The sequence below is a fragment of the Nocardia sp. NPDC050630 genome (genome assembly GCF_044457245.1).
In the GTDB taxonomy this organism is placed as follows: Bacteria; Actinomycetota; Actinomycetes; order Mycobacteriales; family Mycobacteriaceae; genus Nocardia.
In genome coordinates this window covers 336,848-358,763 of the sequence record NZ_JBITGN010000002.1, presented here as the reverse complement: position 1 = coordinate 358,763, position 21,916 = coordinate 336,848, and the positions used below count along the sequence as shown (strand labels likewise).

18 protein-coding genes are annotated in these 21,916 nt (G+C 66.0%); 8 read left to right on the top strand and 10 right to left on the bottom strand.

From position 1 onward, the window contains the following. Window positions 1-364: 364 nt before the first annotated feature. Together ACIBG0_RS09050 and ACIBG0_RS09045 are read right to left on the bottom strand one after the other, a co-directional pair. Window positions 365-1,099 (bottom strand): phosphohydrolase, encoded by a 735-nt coding sequence (locus ACIBG0_RS09050; RefSeq protein ID WP_397031209.1) that lies wholly within the window; start codon window positions 1,097-1,099, stop codon window positions 365-367. Between the two features lie 760 nt (window positions 1,100-1,859). Beyond that, complete coding sequence (locus ACIBG0_RS09045) at window positions 1,860-2,699, bottom strand: SDR family oxidoreductase (protein ID WP_397030743.1); 840 nt, start codon at window positions 2,697-2,699, stop codon at window positions 1,860-1,862. A 62-nt stretch (window positions 2,700-2,761) separates the two neighbouring features. Between ACIBG0_RS09045 and ACIBG0_RS09040 the strand changes: the two genes are divergently transcribed. The 3 genes from ACIBG0_RS09040 to ACIBG0_RS09030 all read left to right on the top strand — a co-directional run bounded on the left by ACIBG0_RS09040 (window position 2,762) and on the right by ACIBG0_RS09030 (window position 4,840). After that, window positions 2,762-3,172 carry a winged helix-turn-helix transcriptional regulator gene (locus ACIBG0_RS09040; protein ID WP_397030741.1) on the top strand — a complete coding sequence of 137 codons (411 nt, stop codon included), beginning with the start codon at window positions 2,762-2,764 and terminating at the stop codon, window positions 3,170-3,172. A 219-nt stretch (window positions 3,173-3,391) separates the two neighbouring features. Further along, window positions 3,392-4,342: a GlxA family transcriptional regulator gene (locus ACIBG0_RS09035; RefSeq protein WP_397030739.1), complete on the top strand. Its 951-nt coding sequence runs from the start codon at window positions 3,392-3,394 to the stop codon at window positions 4,340-4,342. Between the two features lie 288 nt (window positions 4,343-4,630). Continuing rightward, window positions 4,631-4,840, top strand: a complete 210-nt coding sequence (locus ACIBG0_RS09030; protein WP_397030737.1) for a hypothetical protein — start codon at window positions 4,631-4,633, stop codon at window positions 4,838-4,840. On the opposite strand, the gene ACIBG0_RS09025 is transcribed toward ACIBG0_RS09030, so the two are convergent. Next, window positions 4,841-6,283, bottom strand: coding sequence for an aldehyde dehydrogenase (locus ACIBG0_RS09025; protein ID WP_397030735.1), 1,443 nt, complete (start codon window positions 6,281-6,283; stop codon window positions 4,841-4,843). 207 nt (window positions 6,284-6,490) lie between these two features. On the opposite strand from ACIBG0_RS09025, the gene ACIBG0_RS09020 reads away from it, so the two are divergent. Further along, entirely contained in the window at window positions 6,491-6,790 is a 300-nt protein-coding gene (locus ACIBG0_RS09020; protein WP_397030733.1) for a hypothetical protein, read from the top strand. Window positions 6,791-6,792: 2 nt separating this feature from the next. Here the strand turns inward: ACIBG0_RS09020 and ACIBG0_RS09015 are convergent, their stop codons facing one another. Next, the gene (locus ACIBG0_RS09015; protein ID WP_397031207.1) at window positions 6,793-7,542 is read right to left on the bottom strand and encodes a class I SAM-dependent methyltransferase; all 750 of its coding nucleotides are present in this window, start codon (window positions 7,540-7,542) and stop codon (window positions 6,793-6,795) included. A gap of 215 nt (window positions 7,543-7,757) precedes the next feature. On the opposite strand from ACIBG0_RS09015, the gene ACIBG0_RS09010 reads away from it, so the two are divergent. Further along, entirely contained in the window at window positions 7,758-8,924 is a 1,167-nt protein-coding gene (locus ACIBG0_RS09010; RefSeq protein WP_397031205.1) for a glycosyltransferase family 4 protein, read from the top strand. Between the two features lie 331 nt (window positions 8,925-9,255). Here the strand turns inward: ACIBG0_RS09010 and ACIBG0_RS09005 are convergent, their stop codons facing one another. The 3 genes from ACIBG0_RS09005 to ACIBG0_RS08995 form a co-directional block, all read right to left on the bottom strand. Then, a complete protein-coding gene (locus ACIBG0_RS09005; RefSeq protein ID WP_397031204.1) occupies window positions 9,256-11,202 on the bottom strand; it encodes a hypothetical protein in 1,947 nt (648 codons plus the stop codon). A 93-nt stretch (window positions 11,203-11,295) separates the two neighbouring features. Then, window positions 11,296-11,763, bottom strand: coding sequence for a MarR family winged helix-turn-helix transcriptional regulator (locus ACIBG0_RS09000; RefSeq protein WP_397030732.1), 468 nt, complete (start codon window positions 11,761-11,763; stop codon window positions 11,296-11,298). A gap of 85 nt (window positions 11,764-11,848) precedes the next feature. Then, window positions 11,849-12,580: an alpha/beta fold hydrolase gene (locus ACIBG0_RS08995; protein ID WP_397030730.1), complete on the bottom strand. Its 732-nt coding sequence runs from the start codon at window positions 12,578-12,580 to the stop codon at window positions 11,849-11,851. A gap of 165 nt (window positions 12,581-12,745) precedes the next feature. Between ACIBG0_RS08995 and ACIBG0_RS08990 the strand changes: the two genes are divergently transcribed. After that, window positions 12,746-14,215: a polysaccharide biosynthesis protein gene (locus ACIBG0_RS08990; RefSeq protein WP_397031202.1), complete on the top strand. Its 1,470-nt coding sequence runs from the start codon at window positions 12,746-12,748 to the stop codon at window positions 14,213-14,215. A gap of 74 nt (window positions 14,216-14,289) precedes the next feature. After that, window positions 14,290-14,655 (top strand): VOC family protein, encoded by a 366-nt coding sequence (locus tag ACIBG0_RS08985; protein ID WP_397030728.1) that lies wholly within the window; start codon window positions 14,290-14,292, stop codon window positions 14,653-14,655. Between the two features lie 64 nt (window positions 14,656-14,719). Here the strand turns inward: ACIBG0_RS08985 and ACIBG0_RS08980 are convergent, their stop codons facing one another. Then, on the bottom strand, window positions 14,720-15,826 hold the full coding sequence (locus tag ACIBG0_RS08980; protein WP_397030726.1) for a DUF3068 domain-containing protein: 1,107 nt from the start codon (window positions 15,824-15,826) through the stop codon (window positions 14,720-14,722). Between the two features lie 238 nt (window positions 15,827-16,064). Here ACIBG0_RS08980 and ACIBG0_RS08975 point away from each other — a divergent pair, with 238 nt between their 5' ends. Beyond that, window positions 16,065-17,243: an acyltransferase family protein gene (locus ACIBG0_RS08975; protein ID WP_397030724.1), complete on the top strand. Its 1,179-nt coding sequence runs from the start codon at window positions 16,065-16,067 to the stop codon at window positions 17,241-17,243. Between the two features lie 3 nt (window positions 17,244-17,246). Here ACIBG0_RS08975 and ACIBG0_RS08970 read toward each other — a convergent pair whose 3' ends face one another. Together ACIBG0_RS08970 and ACIBG0_RS08965 are read right to left on the bottom strand one after the other, a co-directional pair. Beyond that, the gene (locus tag ACIBG0_RS08970; RefSeq protein WP_397031201.1) at window positions 17,247-21,602 is read right to left on the bottom strand and encodes an alpha-(1->3)-arabinofuranosyltransferase family protein; all 4,356 of its coding nucleotides are present in this window, start codon (window positions 21,600-21,602) and stop codon (window positions 17,247-17,249) included. Between the two features lie 122 nt (window positions 21,603-21,724). Next, complete coding sequence (locus tag ACIBG0_RS08965; RefSeq protein ID WP_364356109.1) at window positions 21,725-21,892, bottom strand: DUF2613 domain-containing protein; 168 nt, start codon at window positions 21,890-21,892, stop codon at window positions 21,725-21,727. Window positions 21,893-21,916: the final 24 nt, after the last annotated feature.

Genomic DNA, 21,916 nt, shown 5'->3' with positions numbered 1-21,916 from the left:
TGTGGTGAAACTTGTGGGCTTCGTCGTGTGCGCTTCGGCGGTTCGGCCGTGAGTCGGGCTGTGAGCGGGTCGCTGGTAAGTCCGGCTGCGTAGTGGCTGAGTTGTGGTGAAACTTGTGGGCTTCGTCGTGTGCGCTTCGGCGGTTCGGCCGTGAGTCGGGCTGTGAGCGGGTCGCTGGTAAGTCCGGCTGCGTAGTGGCCGAGTTGTGGTGAAACTCGCGGACTTCGGCACATGCGCTTTGGTCGCTCTGCGGCGAACGGTCGCTCGTGGGACTCGGTCCGTGGGGGCCGAGTAGTGGCGAACTCGTGGCACCGCTCGCACCATCTTTCACGATGGTGCGGGCGGTTTCGTTTGTGGCGGAGGTCTATTCGGCGAAGGGGGCGCGGCCGATCAGTTGACGGAAGCCCGCGGTGCGCATGAGCCATCGAGTGCGTCCGTCCGGCACCGCGGACGCCTCGTTCGTCAGCGCTTCCGTCATGTGCTTTTTGAAGTTGTGTCGCGGATGGCGGCGCAGCAGTTCCTCGACCCAGCTCGGATCGAGATCGGACATTCGAGCTCCGAACACGTCCACGGCCGCACCGGCGGATACCAAGCCGAGATCGTCGACCGTATCGGCGACCCCGATGGTGAGATGCGCGGCGATCGCGGCGCCGACCGTCTCCGCCTGCTCCGGTGTCGCACCTGCGCCGAGGACGAATCCGACGGCGCGCTCCGCCCCGGCAACCGCGAAACACCTTCCGGGCGTGGGATGTTCGAGCTGCAAATCGTGTAGCAGGCAGGAGACGTAGGCCAACTCGTCGTCGTATTTCGTGCCGTCGAATTCAGCGAGCGCGCGCCCGAAGAAATAGCTCCGATACGAGTGCTCCAACACGTGCACCGAAAGGCATTCCCGTGCTTCCTCTTCGGCGGCCTCGGCCAGCTTCGAATCGGGCAGTCGGAGTTCCGCGAAATCCAGTCGCCCGCTCCCGCTTCTCCCCAGTGCCAACGCGGCCTGCCCGGCAACGAGCCGGGGCACGCCCGCAACGAGCTTGGCAGTCAGCTGCCTCCGCTGACTACTGGAAAGCGCCCCACCGGTACGCCTCGCCCATTCCCAATCCATCCCCACAGGCGCACCCACGCCGATCTCCTTCTCCTCGAACACGTCTCGCTCTCAGTGAAGCCCCCCAGCTTCCTACTAACCAGTGACACAAATGCCACTAACCCTCGGATTCCCGCCAATCTGGCTCCCACCCAGCCAAAAGTTCGCAATGGACAGGTGATCACGTGGAAACGGCGGTCCATACTCCGCGCCGACCAATTCCCAGAACCGGCGCACCACCACCCGGTTCGGACCCGACGACTCCAGCCAACAACCCCTTCGATCACCCGACGGTGCTGTTGCAGCAGACAACCAACACCCAGGCCACACCAGCGGACCCCGCTGATTCGGTGTCACGCACGCTTTGGCGCGCCGCGCACCAATTCGCCGAGCAATCCATGCGCGGGCGTGCGAAAACAAGCGCGGCGCAAACAACTACAGCGAGCCAAGGCGGACCGGACCAGACAGGCGCCGCACCCAGACCAGACCAGTGAGCGCACGCTGGAGCCGCGGACGCCAGGGCGCACCAAGTAACCCGCCCGGCCGTCTCGCACACCCTATGAGCCTCGCGCACAAGCAGCGACCATCGCGCAGAACATATACCTTCTGCGCGATAGTCATTGGATCTGCGACAGCACTCCCCTACACCAGGTCAGGGAGGTCGGCGAGCAGGCCGCAGAGCGATGGGCAGGCCAGACCAGCAGCCACCCAAGCCGCAGCCGATCACCCCTCGAGCCCAAGCTAGAAGCCTCCGCCACCATTTCCATCTGATCTTGATCGGTCAGCGGAAGTCGGGGGCGTGATCTTGTGCCCACTGGGTGAAGGTGTGGGCGGGGCGGTGGGTGATGTCTTCGATGATGGTGGATACCTGGGGTGGGTTGGTTACTCCCGCCTTCCATCCGGCGAGGACGGCCTCCACGCCGATCTCGGGCATGCTCTTGCCCAACTCAACGCGGGCCTGCTCCTCGGAAATGAGCTCGAAGGCGATTTCGCGATCGATGGCTGCGCCGATCTGCTGTACTTGCTCGCGCAGCGTCAGTGACTCGGGGCCCCAAACGGTGTAGGCCCGGCCTTCATGACCGGGTTCGGTCAGCGCGGTGACCGCGAGTGCCGCCAAATCCTTCTCATGGATGGGTGCGGTGCGGGCATCGGGATACGGCAGCCGGACGACACCCTCGTCACGGATGGAATGCTGCCACCACCACAATGCGTTCGTGGCGAACATCCCGGGGCGGATGAAGGTCCATGCCAGACCGGATTTCTCGATGGCGGCCTCGATGACGCTGTGCATCAAGGCAATTGGATTGTCCGACGCATTGCTCTGCAGCACGGCGCCCGACGACAGGAACACCACGTGCCGTACCCCGGCGGCCTCGGCAGCCGCCACGAAACCGTCGATTCCCTCGGGCTTGGCGTAGAGGAATACGTGCTGCGCGCCTTCGAGTGCGGCGGGCAGCGTTTCGGGCTGCTCTAGATCGGCCGCGACGACCTCCGTCCCCGGCGGGAAACCCGCGGTGCTGGGTTCGCGGCTCGTGGAGCGAACTTGTTCCCCTCTCGAAATCAGACCCGCCACCACATGGCGACCGACATTGCCGCTAGCTCCGAAAACGACTGTGACCATGGCGGCAGCGTAGGCCGAAGGCTTACCAGTGGTAAGGACATACCTTCAGGTAAGCTCCAGAAATGGCGGTAGGTTCGCAGGTCCAGCCCACTACCTGGCAGGGCATGAGTGACGCATTCAACAGCGAGTGTCCGGCGCGCGAGGTGCTCGACCACATCACGAGCCGCTGGGGCATGCTGATCCTCACCGCGTTGACCGATGGGCCACAACGGTTCTCGCAGCTGCACACCAAAATCGGTGGCATCAGCGAGAAGATGCTGTCGCAGACATTGCGCACACTCGGGCGCGACGGGTTGATCACTCGCACCGTCGAACCCACCACGCCGCCGCGGGTCAGCTACGAACTCACCGAACTCGGCCGAGGGCTTACCGAGTCGCTGCATCAGTTCCTCGGTTGGATCCGTGAGCACACAGCCGAAGTCATGTCCGCCCAGCGCCGCCACGACCGCCAGCGGATCGGCCCCACAACATAGAGCCGCCCCATTGAAACGCTCCACCTATGCCGCGATGAATCCGGGAGGAAGCTCGCCAGTGCTGTCCCAGCAAAGGCGTCGTATAGCCTTCGGCTACCGACACAGGGTGCGCGCTAGCCCGAGACTGTGGTTCAGGCCAAGGGGCGGGCATCTGATCAGCATGCTCAGTTGGGTGGCAGGGATTCCGGTGATGCTCGGATACGTGCCAGACTCGCAGGTGTGAAGCAGGTAGTCGCGCTGGCGCTGGACGGCGTCATGACCTATGACCTGGCTTGTGCGGTGCAGGCATTTCGCCACGGTCCGGGCAAGACCGGGGAGCCGGTGGGGTTCGAGATGCGGACCTGCGGTATGCGGCCGGGGTCGGTGTGGACGCCGAATGGTTTCGACCTCCGGGTCGATGAGGGGCTAGAGGCACTGACGAGCGCCGACATAGTGGTGGTTCCGGGCATCGCCCTGCCCACATTGCCGCCGGCTTACGAGGTACTCGACGCGCTCCGGTCCGCATCGGCGCGGGGCGCGACCATGGTGAGCATTTGCGTCGGCGCATTCGTCCTGGCGCGGGCCGGACTCCTGGACGGGCGGCCCGCCACCACCCATTGGGCGTATTGCGATGAATTCGCTGCGCTGTTCCCATCGGTCAAGCTCGATCCCGCCGCACTATATGTGGACGACGGCGATGTGCTCACCTCGGCGGGATTGTCCGCGGGAATGGATCTGTGTCTGCATATCGTGCGTCGTGAACTGGGCGCGGGTGTGGCGGCCGAGCTGGCCCGCTGGAATGTGACACCACCGCACCGGGAGGGTGGTCAGGCGCAATACATTCCGGATGCTCTTGGCGGCAATGACTTCCCTGGGGTCTTAGCCGCGACCATGGCCTGGGCGGCGGCGAATCCGGCCGCGGCACCGGATGTTTCAGCGCTTGCTGGACATGCGCTGATGAGCGAGCGCACCTTCATCCGTCGATTCAAAGCCGAGGTGGGCACGACGCCGCGGCGCTGGTTGGAGGCACAGCGCACGATGCGTGCCAGAGAGTTGCTGGAAACCACCGAACTGCCCGTCGAAGTTGTTGCGGCACAGTCCGGATTCGGCAGCGTCACCGCGCTGCGGGTGCATTTGCGCGCCGCTACCGGGACGACGCCCGCGGGTTATCGCCGGTCGCTGCGCCGCTAGCGGATCTTGTCGGCGCCTGAGCGTACCGTGCGGTATTGATCGGCGGATGTTCTCGGATTGCCGGATCCGCAGCTGCCGGTGCGCTACCGTTGATTTGCCCGGACATGGTTCGTATTGCGGCATGACATGCCCCACGGGGGCTTATGTGTTCTCCGTCCCCATGACCGAACGTTTCGATCGCCAACTATTAACTGTATGACTTGGATCGACTGAACTACTTCCCTTCGACCGGCGAATCCGCGTACCAGCGGCCAGCAATGAGATCGACGCATGAGAGGTGGTTGGAGCATGACCGATCTGGAAATCGGCCGGTTGGCGTCACAGGTCACCGGTACCGACCCGGTGACCGCGAGCACCCCGCTGCGGCGCGCTGCCGGACGTTTGCAAGAGGCGCTGCCATCTGGTTGGCAAGTCGAAATCGTCGACGCCGGTGCGCCGAGCATCGTCGACGCACCGGACCGTCAGCCGGTAGTCCGGGTGGTTATGTCGGGGGCTTGACTACCCTGTCCACCCCATCGGCATGAGCAGGGACTTCTGCTCGCAGAATGCGTCCAGACCCTCCGGTCCGTTCTCTCGGCCGAGGCCGGAGTTCTTGTACCCGCCGAACGGCGAACTCGGGTCGAACGCATACCAATTGATCGCGTAGGTTCCGGTGCGCACCCGGGCCGCGATTTCCGCGCCGTGCTCGATATCCGCGGTCCAGACCGACCCGGCCAGGCCGTATACCGAATCATTCGCGATGGCCACCGCTTCGTCCTCGGTCTCGTATGGGATGACCGACAGGACCGGGCCGAAGATCTCCTCCTGCGCGATCGTCGACTTGTTGTCGACATCGGCGAAGATGGTCGGCTCGACGAACCAGCCGCGGTCCAGATCCGCCGGGCGACCGCCGCCGAGCACCAGCCGCGCGCCCTCTTCCTCGCCCTTGGCGATATAGCCCTCGACACGGTCGCGCTGACGTTCGGAGATCAGGGGGCCGAAGGTCGTCGCCGGATCGGTGGGATCACCGGTCTTCAGCGTCTTCACGTGCTCGACCAGCGCGTCCAGTATCTCGTCGTAGCGGCTGCGCGGCGCGAGAATGCGGGTCTGCGCGACGCAACCCTGTCCGCTATTCATCAGGCCGGAGAACGCGAGCACCGGAATGTTGGCGATATCCATATCCGGCAACAGGATTGCCGCCGATTTGCCGCCGAGCTCGAGCGACACGCTCTTGAGCTGTCCGGTCGCGATCGCGCCGATCTTGCGGCCGACCGCGGTGCTGCCGGTGAAGGTGACCTTGTCGACGCCCGGATGCGAGACCAGATACTCCGCCGCATCCGCCTCGGCGGGCAGAATCGACAGCACGCCCTCGGGCAGGCCCGCCTCGGTGAAGATTTCCCCGATCTTATTGGCGGTCAACGGAGTCAGCGGTGCGGGCTTGAGCACCACCGTGCATCCGGCGAGCAATGCGGGCGCGAGCTTATTGGCCGCGAGGAACAGCGGGACATTCCATGCCGTGACGGCCGCGACCACCCCGCGCGGCTCCCGCGAGACCCGCGCGGTGCCGAACAAGCCGGTGCGGGTCTCGTTCCAGGGGAAGGATTCGCCCAGTCCGGCGTACGCGTCGAGCGCGGCCACCGCCGGAATCTGGTTGAGCGTCATGGCGATCATCTGCGGTGCGCCCATTTCGGCGGTGAGCGTGGCCAGCAGATCGGCCGAACGCTCCTCGATCAGACGGGCGGCGCGCGTCAATACCTGGGCGCGCTCCGCGGGCGGTGTGGATGGCCATGGACCGTTGTCGAAGGCGTGCCGGGCGGCGGCGACGGCGGCGTCGACATCGGCGCGACCGACCACCGGGACACTGCCCACCGGCTCGACCGTCGCGGGCGAGATGACCTGGAGGCGCTCGGTGGCGGCGGGCGCGGTCCAGCGGCCGCCGATGAACAGGCTGTCGTAATGCATGAGAACACGTTACAGTTTTGTGGCCCGATTGTCTGTAACGTGTTCCAGTTTTTCGCACCGCCACCCTTCCGAACAGCGCGAATTCCGACCTGTCGGTTCGCTTTTCAGAGAACGCACTATTGCGTTCTCTTGCTGCACCGGTCATGCTGTAGCTACTGATCAGCTCGCTCGATTCATGAACCGATTACGCAATTGGGAGTCAGAGCCATGGCGGTGCAAGTGATCGGCCGGTCGTTGATGACCAGCGACCAGACCGAGCATCAAGCTAAAAGCGTCGGCGCAGGTGGGTGGGTGGTTTCCTTCCTACCGGGCCGGACGCTGACCATCGAGCAGGCTACGGCGGCGATGCAGGCCGCCGAGGCGGTCGCCATGGTCGGGATGCTGGCTGATCAGGTCGGCCTAACCACCCTCGAGACGGTTGGTCTGGCCATTCAGGAATCGCCATGGGCGGCCACGCTCAACGCATGCGGGCGCAGGAGCTGGCGCCGGGGCTGGCTGGAGAAGTAGCGCTACGGCTTGGTGGCCACTACCACCAGATTGCTCACCAGTAACTCTCGCAATACGGGTACGCGAACCACCCACCAAGCCCAGCGTGGGTGGTAGCGGGGGAAAACGATGCGCACATCCGCGGAAGTGCTTGCCGCCCAACTCAATCCGTCGGCGGCGCCGACCGCGAACAGTGATTTGCCGAAGCGGTTCTTCGGTTCCCGGCCGGTCTTGCGACGGTATCGGCGCGCGGCGTACTCGCCGCCGAGGTAGTGCCACGGTCCCGTTTCGTGGCCACCGAAGGGGCCGTGCCACACCGTGTACGACAGCACGATCAAGCCACCCGGACGGGTCACGCGCACCATTTCGTCGGCCATGACCCACGGCTGCGGCACGTGCTCGGCAACATTCGAGGAGAAGCAGATGTCGACCGCATTGTCACGGAACGGCAGTGCCATACCGGACCCGCGGACCGCACCGGTCACCGAGAGTCCGGCGGCATGCATCTCCGATGGGTCGGGCTCGACGGGAATGTAGCGTGCACCGGTCTTGACGAATTCGTCCGCGAAGTAGCCGGGGCCGCCGCCGACATCCAGGATGGTCGCGCCATCGAGGCCGTGTCCGGTGACATCTGTGTAGAAATCGCCGATCATCGTCGCACTGTCGGCGGCCAGACCGCCGTAGAACAATGCGGGATCGGTCTGCTCGAACCGGAAACTGCCGAGCAGCCGCAGCGACCGGCGCAAGGTCGCCCGCCGCGCGAACCGGAACATGGCTCCTCCGCGCCGTGCGGCCCGCGCCGCCACGGCCTCGGCTGGCTCGGTTTCAGCAGTCGGCACGGCGCAGAGTCTCGCATAGTGCGGGCAATGCGCCGCGGTCCCGCCCGCCTGGGGTGGGAATTCCCGCGCGGTGCGGACGGGCCGGTTGGTGGTGCGGGTTAGGGTGTACGGCGATATCCGTGACCCTGCTGACCGAGAGAAGCTCCACCGTGCGCGAAGTCCTCCTGCTGTGCTGGCGTGACACCGGGCACCCGCAGGGCGGCGGCAGCGAACGGTACCTGGAACAGGTCGGTGCGCAGCTCGCCGCGCGGGGTGTCAAGGTCACCCTGCGCACCGCGCGCTATCCGGGCGCGGCGAAGCGGGAGCGTATCGACGGCATCGATATCAGCCGGGCGGGCGGGCGCTTCTCTGTCTATCCGCGGGCGCTGGCCGCGATCGCACTCGGACGGCTCGGCCTCGGTCCGTTGCGGAGTGTGCGGCCCGATGCGGTGATCGATACGCAGAACGGGATCCCGTTCTTCGCGGGTGCGGCGACGAAGGCGCCGTCGGTGGTGCTGGTACACCACGGGCATCGGGAACAGTGGCCGGTCGCCGGACGGTTCGTCGGGCGGATCGGCTGGTGGATCGAATCGCGACTCTCGCCCCGGGTGCATCGGCACAACCAATATCTGACCGTTTCGCTGCCATCGGCGGAGGAACTGGCCACGCTGGGCGTGGACGGTTCCCGTATCGCGGTGGTCCGCAATGGCGCTGAACCCGTTCCTGCGGACGCACCGACCGGCTGCGCCGAGACACGCACCGAAGAGCCGCGCATCGTGGTGCTCTCGCGACTGGTGCCGCACAAGCAGATCGAAGACGCATTGGCCGTTGTCGCCCGACTACGGAGTCGGATTCCCGGCTTGCGGCTCGATGTGGTCGGTGACGGCTGGTGGGCGGACAACCTGAAGGCCGACGCCCGCGCCCTCGGCATCGCCGATGCGGTCACCTTCCACGGCCACGTCGACGAGCGGCGCAAACACGAATTGCTTGCGCGCGCTTGGGTGCACGTGCTGCCGTCGCGCAAGGAGGGCTGGGGCCTGGCGGTGATCGAGGCGGCGCAACACGGGGTACCGACGATCGGTTACCGCAGTTCGCGCGGCCTCACCGATTCCATTGTCGACGGTGTGACCGGGGTACTCGTCGACGATGTGAGCCAGCTCTGCGAGTCCGTCGGTGAGCTCATCGATGACACCGAAGCGCGCGCTGTCATGGGTGAGAAGGCCCGTGCCCGTGCGCGTGAATTCTCTTGGGAGCAGACCGGGAACGGTGTGTACGCGGTGCTCGAAGCAGCGGCTCGTGGTGAGCACACTTCGGGGCTGATCCCGCCTGGGCCCTGATCGGTTGAGGCCTGCTATCGGGCGACGGTTGAGGCCTGCTATCGGGCGACGAATTCGTCGGTGGCGGTGCAGCGTTGCGATGTCGAGGCCTGTGCATCCGCTCTGGGAGGCGGCGTGGTGCGGTCAGCTCTAGCCCGGCCGCGGTCCGGTGACTGATTTATCGGTGATCCTTACGTGCTGTTGCGCTGTCGTGACCGGTGGGGAGTCGGCGCGTGGTACGTGTCGGATCCGGTCCGACAGTCGCATGCGCGGGGAGTATCGCGTAACAGGCCCTGTGGCTTGTGTGAGATAGCGTTTGGATTTGCGTGGTGAAGCTCAGGTATGAACACCATCAACCGTTTTCACGTGGTGGGCGCAATATGGCTGCTAGTAGCAGGCCGCCGACTAAAAGGGCGGCCCAAAGGATATGGGCGACGTAGGCGATCGCACGGTACGCGGAGTGTGCACCTTTATCTGTTGTTTCGGGGACTCGATACAACGCCAGTTGGTCGTCGGTGTAGACCGAGTCCAGTTGGGCGAGTGTTGTTTTCGACTCGCCGAGCGGTCCGGGAGTGGTGCGTTCGACGAGCACCCAGCCGACTCCGAGCTGAGCCAACCGTCGCGCCGAATCACCGTGCAACAGTGCGGTTTCGACCTCCCGCGCCCTGGCGCCCTCACCGGCAACGGTGCGCCCGTGCACCGGGAGCTCACCGGTTTGCAGCACATCGCGCGGCAGCATCCGCGGCGCCGGATCCAACACCGCCACCTTGCCGCTGTACGGAAACTTCCGAAACATCCCGCCGGGCAACACCGCGACATCCCCAGGCCCGTCGATCCGCTCAGCAACCCGCTGCCAGCCGACCGGATAATGCACCGGTTTCAGCGCCCCATCGACGCCCCAAGCCATATCGAACAGCGGCAGCACCAGCAGTGCGATGAATACCATTGCGGTCAATGCCATCCCGGGCGAGCGGGCAGGCTTCTTCGTCGCGGCGCTATTCGCCGCGAAGCGCATGGCGACCGCTCGACACCCAGCAGCGGCGCACAGCGCATACGCGGGCATGGCAAGCGCCACATACTTTTGCGTATCCCGCAACAACCCCGCCCCCGGCACATGAGCAACAAGCCACTCCAAACCGCTCATACCCCACGACGTCGCCCCCAGTGCAGGCAGCACGACGGCGAAAGCCGCCAGTATCAGCAGCCCGCGACGAACTCGCAAGCTCTCACGATCGATGCGGTCGCCAGCGCGTGCCGCCTTGTCTCCGCTGGTCGCGACCGTGATTTTTCCGATCTCGGGATGCTTCGACGGGTTTGTCGCGGTGCCGGTGTCGGACTCATCGACGCGTGCGGTGCTGGTCGGGGGTGTGGACTGAGCGTTGGCATGGCCGTTGGTGCTCGTCTTGATCCCGGCGGTGGTGCGGAGACCAATGACTACAACGATCAGGAGTAGGGCGGTGGCGATCAGGGCGAGTGGGGTGGTGCGGGAGGCGGGAACCGAGTCGGCGTTCCAGATTCCTCCCAGTCCGACCAGGGAGCCGAGTGTGCCGAGGGCGGGTTCGGCGCGGGCTGCGAAGGCGGCGATTCCGGCGGGGTCCGAGGACGCGGTCCCGGCACCCGACAAAGCGGCCGCCGCCAACCAGGGAGCGGACGCCGCCGATAGTAGAACCAGCGTCCCGAGCACACTCCGACGCCCGACCAGCACCACCGCGGTGCCGCCCGCCAGCAGAGCGCCGGTCGGCGTCAGCCCCGCCGCCGCAAAACACCCGGCCAGGGCACCCCAGGCACCGACCGCGCCCCCGCGTGCCCCCGCGTCGGAGCCGCTTACCCATCGCCCCCGGATGCGAATTCGATAGGCGGCCAGTGCGGTCCACGGCAGTGCCGCGTATCCGGTCAGCAGGCTCCAATGCCCTTGGAGCACGCGTTCGGCCACGTATGGGTTCCAGAGCGCGACGGTAACGGCGACCAATTGCGGCCCGGTCGATACTTGAAGCAGTTCCCTGGCCAGCACCGCCGCTCCATACCCGGCAGCCCACAGCGCCACGAGCAGAATCGTTTTGACGATCAGCCCACCGTCGACGATCGGCGACAGCGTGGCCAGCATCGCATCCTGTGGAACCGCTCGCGGAGCGGCGTCGCCGAGTCCGAGCGCGGAGTCCGTCATATACGACCGGGGTGTGCTCACCGCATCTCGCAAAAGCAGGTAGCCCGGCGCCAACAATGGCCCAGCGATCAGCACCGCCAGCGATCCGCTATAACCGGCGGGGACGAAGCTTGCCCACCGGTTGCGTCGAGTCAGGCCGCTGCCACTCACGCCTGTGCACCTTACGTACCGACGAGCAAACCACCACCTTCCGGTACCGAGCGCCTGCTACCGGACATCACCCTGACCTCAATGCCGCTCTCGCAGAGCCGCACGACGTTCGACCGCCCGCACTGCGGGAAAGTCGGCGCCGAAGCCGCGCAACAGTTGCAGCGTCGCGTCGACGGATTGCCCCGTGGTCGCCGTGTCGATCGCGCCGTACAAGCGCTCCTCTATCCGCGCCACCTCCGCGGCGAGGTGGCGTCCGGCGGGTGTGAGGCCCAGGGTGATCTGGCGTCGGTCGGTGGAGCCGGTCTGCTTATTGATCAGGTCCATAGCGACGAGTCGGTCGACGAGTCGGCTCGGGCTGCCACCGGTCTCACAAACCAGCAGGTCGCCGAGCCCGGCCAAAGTCAGCGGCTGATGGTCGGCAAGTACGCGCAGGACCTCGGCTTGGGATGGAGTCAGTCCTAATGGACGTAACTCCGACGACAGTTTTCGGTTTCCCTCCCGCTGAATGGCGAGGATGAGATAGCGCAGTTCCTCAGCCGGCCGCACGTGTTCGCACCTGTCGAGCGCCGTCGAACGAGCGGGTGGACGTCATGACTACCACTTTAGATGTCGTGTAACGGGCTGACGCGGTTCATTGGCTGCTGAGCTCCTTGTCCCGGAGGAACCGGGCGATGGCGTTCGCGTAGGTGTGTGGGTGGGAGAAGCGGAACATGTGGCCGGTGCGCTCCAGGATGACTTCCCTGGCGTCGGGGATGCCCTCACGTAGCACCGTCGCTGCCGCTTCGCCGATCAAGATGTCATGCGAAGGAGTAAGGATGAGCGTGGGCACGGCCACCTGCCCGAGTTTGCCTGTGTAGTCGGCGTTCAGCGCCGCGATCGCCCGGGCCCCGAAGGATTGGGCGGGGGTGTTGTCCAGGAACAGCTTCCGGCTGTCGGCCTTGCTCCACGGAATCTGCCCCTCGTGATCATGCGGCGAGGCCAGATTGTGCGCGTGAGCGCGCAGGGCCACCTGACGGTAGAGCGCTCCGCGCATCCGTCCCATGGCGCGCATCGCGGTTTTGAGGACTGGTGAAGAGATCGGATTGGCCGCGAATCCGCCCGACAGCACCAGGCCTTTCAGCCCGCGCGGGTGGCGGACGGCCAGCGCCAACGCGATATTCGCGCCGAAGGAATCGCCGATCAGCACGAACTCCTTCAGATCCGCGACCACTTCGGCCACGGCATCGGCATAGGCCTCCATATCCACGACGGCTTCGGGGAGGCGCATCGTGCGCATGGGGTGGGCAGCCAGTGGCGTGAGTTGCTCGATATTCCATGGGGCGCCGGAGAAGCAGGGAACAAGGACGAGAGTTGGTTCGGTCATGTATTTAGATTACACGACATATATGTCGTGTAATCTAAATAGTGACGCCGATCTCGAAAGTGGGCGCTTGTGGGGCGTGGGGTGCTGGGGTGGGACGATTGCCGCGTGCCTGCCCTCCGTCGTCTCCCCGCCGTGGCGGATCTGACATTGGTCACGGCCGGGGCGATGACGGCCAATGTGGCGGGATATCTGCTGCAGATGCTGGCCAGCCGTTGGCTGGGAGTCACCGGATACAGCGAATTCGCGAGCCTGCTCGCGGTGCAGCTGTTGTGCGCGGTACCCGCACTGGCGTTGCAGAATGTGGTGGCCAGGGAACGGGTGCGCGGTGCGGATGTCGCGGCGCTGCGCGGGTTGCAGTGGCGGTGTGCGGTGATCGTCGCGATAGTCGCCGCGGTGCTGGTACCGGTGGTGACGGCAGTACTGAGCGTGGGTGTACTCGCCAGTGCGGCCGCCCTCGGCGCGGCCCCCGCGCTGGTCCTGCTATCCGGTGAACAGGGAATCCTGCAGGGCAGCAGACGCTTCCGAGCTTTGGCCATAGTCCTTGGCGCGGCCGGAGTCGCGCGCGTGGTCCCGGCGTTGGTGGTGCTCGCGGCGGGTGGGGGGACGGCTCCCGCATTGTGGGCCGCCGCCATAGGAGTCGTGGTCGCCGCCGCATTCGCCCGCTCCACCGCAGGCTCACCCGCATCACGCGTTCGCGCCCCCGCGACGCAACGGTCGCCGGACGTTACCCCCGAAGGCCCGCCAGGTGGCGCGGCCGCCGCGGGAGCGATGCCCGGATTCACGGTGGAAGGACCTACGCCTGCAACTGAGGGCGGAGCAGGAACTCGAGATGACGATCGGCCCAGCGGCGAGCGGCCGCCAGCTCAGGAACGCGATGTTTTCGAGGACGAGGCCGCGCGATCTCGGTGCGAAAACGCGGCAGAGCCCGCGGCTGAGCAACCGTGGCTCGGTGGTGCGGCCGATGGGAGCGCGGCAGGACGGCGAACTCGCGGGACATCGGGCCGGGCCGCACAGAGTGTGCGTTCGGTCGGAGTGTTACCGGTGTTGCGGGCGGCGCAGGTGCAGGCGGCGTTGATGGCATTGTCGTCGGCGGATTTGATCGTTGCGCGAGTAGTTTTGGACGAGGCCGATGCCAGCCGGTACGCGCTGGGGGCGATCGCGGCGAAGATCGCGTTTTGGCTGCCGCAGGCCGTGGGAGTCGTGCTGTATCCGCGAATGGCACAGCCGACGCATTCGGCGCGCGCGATCCGGGATGCACTGGCTGTGCTGTCGGGCATCGGAATCATCGCGGTAGTGGGCGCTGCCCTGGCGGCACCGGTCGCGCCATTGTTCGCGGGACAGGATTACGCGCCGATCGAAGGCTTGCTGTGGTTGTTCGCCCTGCAAGGAGCCCTACTCGCGGTTCTGCAGGGTGCACTGCTTTCGGCGATCGCGGTGGACCGCACCGCCCTTGCCGCGGTGACCTGGCTCGGCCTGGCGATCGAGGTGGTCCTCATGACCTGCTTCGCTCGCTCGGTACCGACGATGATCACCACCGCTGTCGGTGTCGCGGCCGCTACTACCATGTTCGTGGCGGTGATCGTATTGCGCACCGCCGACCGCTCCGGGACCGCCGAGCCGGGCGTATCCGGCTGATCACGGCACGACCGACTCCGGCGTGCCGACAGAACTCCCGTCGCTGAGCCGCCCGCTCACCTAGCATCACCAGCATGATCACCGCTGTGCACACGCTGGTTTATGCGCAGGATCCAGACGCTGCCCGCGCCTTCTTCCGTGACGTTCTCCGCTGGCCGAATGTCGACGCCCACGAGGGCTGGCTCATATTCGGGACCGGGCCGAGTGAGCTCGGCGTGCATCCCGCGGATGGGCCACCGCGTCATGAGATTTCGTTGATGTGCGATGACATCGAGCAGACGATGGCGGAATTGGGCGGACGCGGGGCGCGATTCGTGGGTGAGATCGCCGAGCGGAGTTTCGGGCGCTGCATAGATATGGAGATTCCCGGCGCGGGAGTAATGCTGCTGTATCAGCCGTCGCACCCCGTCGCGTACCCGCTCGATTCGGCCACGCCTTAACTTAGGCCGAAACGAACTCGGCTCCCCGACATAACGCCGGGGAGCCGAGTCGTCGGACTAACTATCAGAGATTCTTCTGGATCCTGATCTGCTCGGTGGGAGCATCATCTCCACGACGACCCGGCCCACGCCGACCCGCACCGACCGGAGCGGACTCGCCACGGATACCCAGGAACACACCGGCGACCACGGCGGCGATACCGAGCACGCCCAAGACGATCGGCATGATCCGGCCGTACAGCGACAGCTTGTCGATGTTCTCCTTGGCTACCGAGATCTGCGATTCGATGGTGTTCTCGTCGAAGACGAGGTGCGACTTCAGCGCGGTGACGTCCGGGTGGTCGCCGCTGCGCGCGTAGTACAGGTTGAGTTGCTCCCCGCCCTTGACCACGGTGCCGGTCTTCGGCTCGACCCACAGGTCGCGGGTGTTGGTGTAGAAGCGGGTCATGGTGACCGGGTCGTCACCCTCGAGGCCCCACTTCGAACCAGGCAGGCTCAGCTTGTTGGACGGCGACTGGATCACGTCCCACAAGTTGGTCACCGGCACCGACATCTGGAAGTGGTAGACCTTCATGTCGTTGATCTCGGACTCTTCGACGAACGTGGCGTCGTAAGTCTTACGCGCGTTGATATCGAAGTAGGGGTAGGTCTTCTTCTCGGTGCCGATCGGGAAGCGGTACTGCAGACCGATGTGCTGGACCGGGTCGGCGATGCTCTGCAGGTCCTTGTTCACCGTGACGGCAATGGAGCCGTTGGGGTCCTTGGCCACCGGCTCGCCGGATTTGCGGTCGATGGTGACCCGGTCGACGGTCGCGGTGAGCAGGCCGGTGTCGCCCTGCTTATCGATACGACGCAGGGTCTGACCGGCCTGTACGGTCATCTCGGTGGCGTCGGAGGGCTCCTCGACGGTGAGGAACCGCTGCGAGATCAGCGGCACGTTGGTGTCGATCTTGGCCGCGCCCTCCGGTGCGGTGAGCGACTTGGAGTCCAGGACCAGGCTGTCCTCGCCCGGCTGGTTCGTCGCGATCGTAGTGATCTCGAGATCGAGGGGAGTTTTCGCCAGTTTGCTGACAGTGTAGGTCGGGATCATCACCGCGGCGACGATCAACAACGCGCCCAGACCCACGAGCAGGCAGGCCACCGTCCTTCTGGTTCCGGCACTCAGTGCCATGCAAACTCTCCTCGTCGTAGAACACAGGTCTGTACGGCGAGCACTGCGGGCGCACCGCGGCACTCGTGAGCCCCGACACTAACAGCCCGATGTCGTACCATGCGGTGCCGAGGCCGGATTCGACCCAGAAATCGCCCGAGTCTAGCGCGAAATCTGAAACGTTGAGTTACCAGCTGGTAGGAGATATCCGTAGCGAGTGCTTGCAGGTCGCTCGAAAGGGCCTGCAGACTGGAGTTCGATGACCGCCACCCTACCCGCGCCGGCCACCGTCGTACTCACGCGCGCACGCGGTTTCGTGCCCGCCTTGGAAGGTATGCGTGGCATGGCCGCACTCGGTGTGCTGCTGACCCACGTCGCATTCCAGACCGGCGCAGCGAGCACGCCTGTGCTCGGGCGGATTTGGGAACGGTTCGATATGGCGGTCGCGGTGTTCTTCGCGCTGTCGGGTTTCCTGCTGTGGCGTCCGCACGCCCAGTTGGCGCGCGGACTCGGGGCCGCGCCGTCGGTCGGCTATTACCTGCGGCATCGGGCGGCGCGCATTCTGCCCGCGTATTGGGCCGTGGTGGCGGCGGTGCTGATCCTGGTACCGAGTGCGGCCGATACCGCTGGCCTGCGGGTATGGGTATCGAATCTGGCGTTGACGCAGGTCTTCGTGCCGCTCACGCTCACCGACGGACTCACCCAGATGTGGAGTCTGTCCGTCGAGGTGGCCTTCTACGTTGTGCTGCCCCTGCTGGCATTCGCGGCGGTGCGGCTGCGTGGCGATGCCGCCCGCTGGCGCATTCCGGCGATCCTCGCCCTCGCGGTGGTGAGTCTGGCCTGGAACTTCATTCCGGTGCCGACTCCCGACGCCATTCATGCCGACAATTGGCTGCCCGGCTATCTGCCATGGTTCGCCGGCGGCATGTTGCTCGCCGAGCTCGTCGAAAATAGCGATCAGCTATCACGGCGGCTTCGCATGCTCGCCAATCAGCCCGTGATGTGGGGTATCGCGCTGGTCGCCTTCCTGATGTCCGCCACCGACCTGGGCGGCCCCGCCGGACTGACGCGGGCCGAGCCATGGCAGTACGCGGCCAAGATGGGTTTCGGCGCGATCATCGGTTTCGCGTTGCTCGCCCCGCTGGTGTTGCGCCCGCCCGGCGCTCGTCCGCATCGCTGGCTGGAATCCGGGCTCGCCGCGATGATCGGCCGCTGGTCCTACGGCATCTTCCTCTGGCATCTCGCGGTGCTTTCGGTGGTATTCCCGATCTTCGGAATCCTGCCGTTCGGCGGCAATTTCGGGAAGGTGCTCATCCTGACGATCGCGATCACCCTGCCGATCGCCGCGGCCAGCTATGCCCTGATCGAGGAACCGGCGCGCCGGTTCGCGCGGGACCGGGATCGTGCCAAAACCGCCCGGCGGGCCGAAGTGAACTGAGCGTCAGCTCTCGGGCTGGCGTCGCGGGGGTAGCGCGGCAACGCCAACGGCGATCACGGCGATCAGAGCGGGTAGTTGGACCCACAGCGAGCCGCCCATATATCCGTTCGCGGCGCGCCATGGTCCGGTGGACAGGGCGGCCGCGGCCGCCACGGTACCGAGACCTGCAATGGCCGCGAGGACTTTCGATGTCACCCGTGCGGCGAATCGGTTCGCCGCGAGAGCGGCCACCGTGAGGGCGGTGCCGACCGGTCCGGCGATAACCGTTGCGACAGCGGTGATTCCGAATGCGCCGAGAATGCGGATGCCCCAGGTTGTCGAGGGTGAGTCTGCCGCGTCAACCGGCGCGATGGCGTCGAAACCGCCGCTTCGCGTGAGCATGAGTGGAATTCGGCGGGCACGGGCTGGGCGGGGGATGGCGAGTAGGGCCAAGGGAATGAGGAGAAGGAGCCCGCCGAAGATGCCGAGGCGGTACCAGCGGTCGATGGGGAATGAGACGGTGATGGGATTCGATCCGGCCGAGTAGTTGTCCGGCAGCAGCCAGCCTTGCTGCCAGCCGTTGACCACGACCGGCTCGAGTTCTTTGCCGTCGGCGGTGCGCGCCTGCCAGCCGACATTGGTGCTGAGCGGCAGGACTAGCAGCTGTCCCGATGTCGTCGTGGGCGCAGCCGCGGGGGCGAAATCAGTGCGGTTCAAGCGAAGTCGGTCGACGAAGAACAGATCTGTCGGTGCGACCGTCACGTCCGCGCGCCCTGCTGCCACCGCGATCGCGTCGGTGGATTCGAGGCGGGCGCCAGGTGCATCCGGTGTGCCAGCCGCACTTGCGCCATTAGCGATGGCGCCGGTCGCGCCTGCGGGCTCGGCTGTACCGAGGCGGGAATTCCCGGTGTCGGCCAGCTCGGGAGGAAGTTCCGAATCCGCGCACACGCGTGCGGGAACCGGTGCACCAGCGCGTAGTTCATCAGCGGTCGCGGTGACGGACGTATGCACGAAACGTCCACCCAGCGCGATCGTCGGCCCCTGCGCACACGGGACGGTGATCGGTCGATCCCCTGGGGCGGGCGCGGGGTAATCGGGGCCGAGCACCGAAACTTCGGCGATACCGGGCGGCTGTGCCTGGGCGAAACCGAGAGCGGTGCGGTCGAGTACCGGCTTCCAGGTCTGGATGCTCAGTTCGATGCGGTCGGTCACGGTGGGCTGCAATGAGATTCGGGTCGATTCGTCGGGTTCGACTTCGCGGACCTGTGGGCCGTTGCCGAGGTTCACCGCCACCGATGTGGGTGCGGCGGGCAGCCCGCCGAGCGACGGCGTCACGTCCAGACCCGTCACCAGCGCGGGCTCGGGCAATTCCAGCGTTAGCGTCGGTTTGCCGCCCGCCAGATTTCGCACCGAATCCTCCGGCGCGGTCCAACTCGTCCGCGGATCCCCGTCGGTCGCCGCGAAGGCGGATCCGCGCAGGTCACCGACATCGGCCTTACCCCGGGCAACGGGATGCGTGTGGTCGGTGAGCAGCGCCTCGAGCGCCGGCCCCTGCCGAGTCCGCACCGTCAAAAGCGGCGTCACACTCATCGCTTCCGGCACCGACAGCGTGCGTTCGAATGTGCCGGGTTCCTCGGGTGCCAGCGCGAGTCCCTTACTGCACCGCACCCGATCGGGTGCATCGAAACACGCACTGCGACCGGGAAATTCCTGCCCGAGATCCCAAGCCCGCAGCTGCGCGCCCGGCGGGGTGGGCGGCAGTACGGTCCGATGCCGGATATCGACCCGCACCGGCGCACTGCGGTCGGTGTAGTCGTCCAAAGTCAGCTCGCTGATCCCGAATTGCCCACCACGCGTGCCATCCTCGGTGCGAATGGCGGTGATGGTGAGCCAGTTCGTCTTGCCCGCTGGCAGCGAAATCGATACCGGCATACCAGGTTCTGGGATTCGCGCGGACACGCTCCCGTTCGCGGTCCGCACCTCGACCCATTTCACCGGATCGCCGATCGCGGCCGCGCTGGTGGTCAACTGTAGTAGCCCGGAACTGATCGGATGGTCTAGATCGAGCCGAAGCCATTGTCCCAGTGAGTGTTCGGCGCCATTGCTGATCCACGCGGTCGATGCATCGCCATCGACAACCGCCGCGGTCGAACTGCCGGGCGCGGATCCACCCAACTGTGTGGCATCGGCGGACGAACTCGATGCGGTGACCGTCGCCCCCGACCATTCACCGCGCACCAATTCCGCCCCGGGAACCGGATAGTCGGGCACCAGGTTGTGCGTGCGGCGCGCATCGTCGGGCGCACGCAGTGCCGAATTGTGATTGTCCACCCGACCGAAGTCGGCCTCGCGGTCCATCGGCGTATCCGTCACGGTCAACGGCCCGATCGGCAGTCCAGCCGCCGCCGCATCGGATGCGAGAAGTGAGGGCGCGGTGATGGAATCACGGCGCATCCGTTCGAGCACTTCGGGGCCGCCCTGAACCGTTCCGACGGAGGTCATGGGCATCGTATAAGCACCGGGAAATGCTGTCGGCGCTCCTGTGCCGCTGTGAATTTCGATCGGAGTGCCCACGCGACTCGCCTCGACGCGATATATCTCGACCGCCGGATACACGGGCCGCAGATCACCGTCGGCGACCAGACCATCGGGTCTGACAGTCTCGATCGGGTTGCCGAATTCGGCCACCTTGTGCAGTCCGGGCGACCCTTCGATCGCCTGATGTGCCAGCATCGGGCGGGTCGAACGCGACGTCTCCGGATCGAGATCGTTGCGCAACACCAGAATTCCGATGCCCTGTTCCGCCAGCGTCACGGCCAAGCCGGTCGACGGTCTACCGTCGGCGATCAACCGCTGCACCGAATCCATGGCCCGGATGGTCCCCGGCGGATTCAGGGGCACCGCATCCCGGATCGCCCACGGCGTATTCGCCAGCGCCTGCAGCGGTTCGTCGCGGGTGAGCCCCCACACCTGACTGCCGAAGGGCGCGCCGGGCACAACCAGCGCTCGGGTGTCAGCGGCATTGTGGGACAGCCATTGCGCCGTCTGCTTCCAGTACCTGGGCACCTCGTCGTAGGCGCCGCGCGGTGCGAGCTTGCCGGTCCAGGCCAATGAGGTGGATAGCGCGAGCGCGGTGAGGATCAAGGCGGCGACGGCTACCGACTTATCGCGTTCGGGATGTGCGAAGGCATTGCGCCACACCGGCATGGGGACGGACCCGGGCAGGGGCACCCTGCTCAACAGATGGGCCATGCCGAGTACCAAAGGGATTCGGATCAGCGGTTCCAGTTTGTGCACGTTGCGTAGCGGCGCGCCCCCGGCATCCAGGAACACCCGGACCGAATCCGCGAACGGCCCGCTCAATTCGCCGTCGAATCCGGCACAGATCCCGACCAGTCCGACCAGCAGGATCAGTGCGAGCCGCCCGCGATAGGGCATGGACCGCATTGCCAATCCGGCCATACCCGCCGCCGCGAGCAGTCCAGTGGCCAGCACCGCGGCGGGCTGGGTCACCAGCACCGCGCCCGCGATCCGCTCGGGCGAGACGAACGGCGTCCAACTGTCGGTGCCGCGCAGCACTTCACCGAGGGAGGCCCACTGCGTGGTCACCCCCGAGGATTCGATGTAGTCCAGGAACGGCGGACTCACCTTGCCGAGCAACAGCAACGGCACCGCCCACCAGAATGTGGCCAGCACCAGCAGCGGAATCCAGGCCAGGGTGAACCGCCACCACCGCCGGTTCGGCCGATACGACGCCCACCACAGCGCGGCGGGCAGAAATGCGGCGACCGTCGCCACCGCGTTCACCGCACCCATCAAAGCCAATGCCAGTGCACTACCTGCGGGCGAGGCCGCACCACTGCGCTGCTTTCGGTAGGCGGTGCCCAGTGCGGCGGGCGCGATCAGCACCCACGGTGCGAGCACCATCGGCAGCGTTTCCGAGGAGATCGAACCGAGCGTGGTCAGCACCCGAGGTGACAGTGCGAATGCGGCCGCCGCCACGATCCGCGACCCGCGCGAGCCGATGCCGACCGTTTCGCACAGCCGCACAATGCCCCAGAACCCGGCGAGCAGCAGCAACGCCCACCAGATTCGCTGCGTCACCCACGCGGGCAGGCCGAGCACATGTCCCGCCGAGAAGAAGGCACCGTGCGGAAAGAAGTATCCGTAGGCTTGGTTCTGCACCTGCCCCATCGGGGCCTGACTGCTCCACAGATGGGCGGCGCGTTCGAGGAAGCCCAGCGGATTCTGTGCCAGGTCGTATTTGGTGTCCGCGACCGTCAGACCGGGCGCTTGGAGAAAGGTGAGCAGGAACGCCGCGAGCACGGTCCCGACGAACCAGCCGCGCCCCAGCGGGGCGCTGTCATGCGGACGCACCACGCCGGAGGAACCGAACGAATCGGCGGATGAACCGGAGGGCGGTATGGAATCTGCGGCGCTCACCGGCCCTCCGTGGTTACGCAGGCTGGCGCCTACGGGCCTGTCGCTCGCGCCGCGGACGATCAGCGGCTGCCGTACTCAACGTTGTTGAGTAGCGAAGAGGTGGAGTCGCTGCGTTCGATATCGGGCCGCGTGTTCTGCTGCACTGCCATCGTGATGACGAACACCGCGATCGCGCCCAACACGGCGCCGGCGACCGCACTCGCAACACCAGGGACAGCAAACTTCATCGCGGCACTCCAATACATCGATGC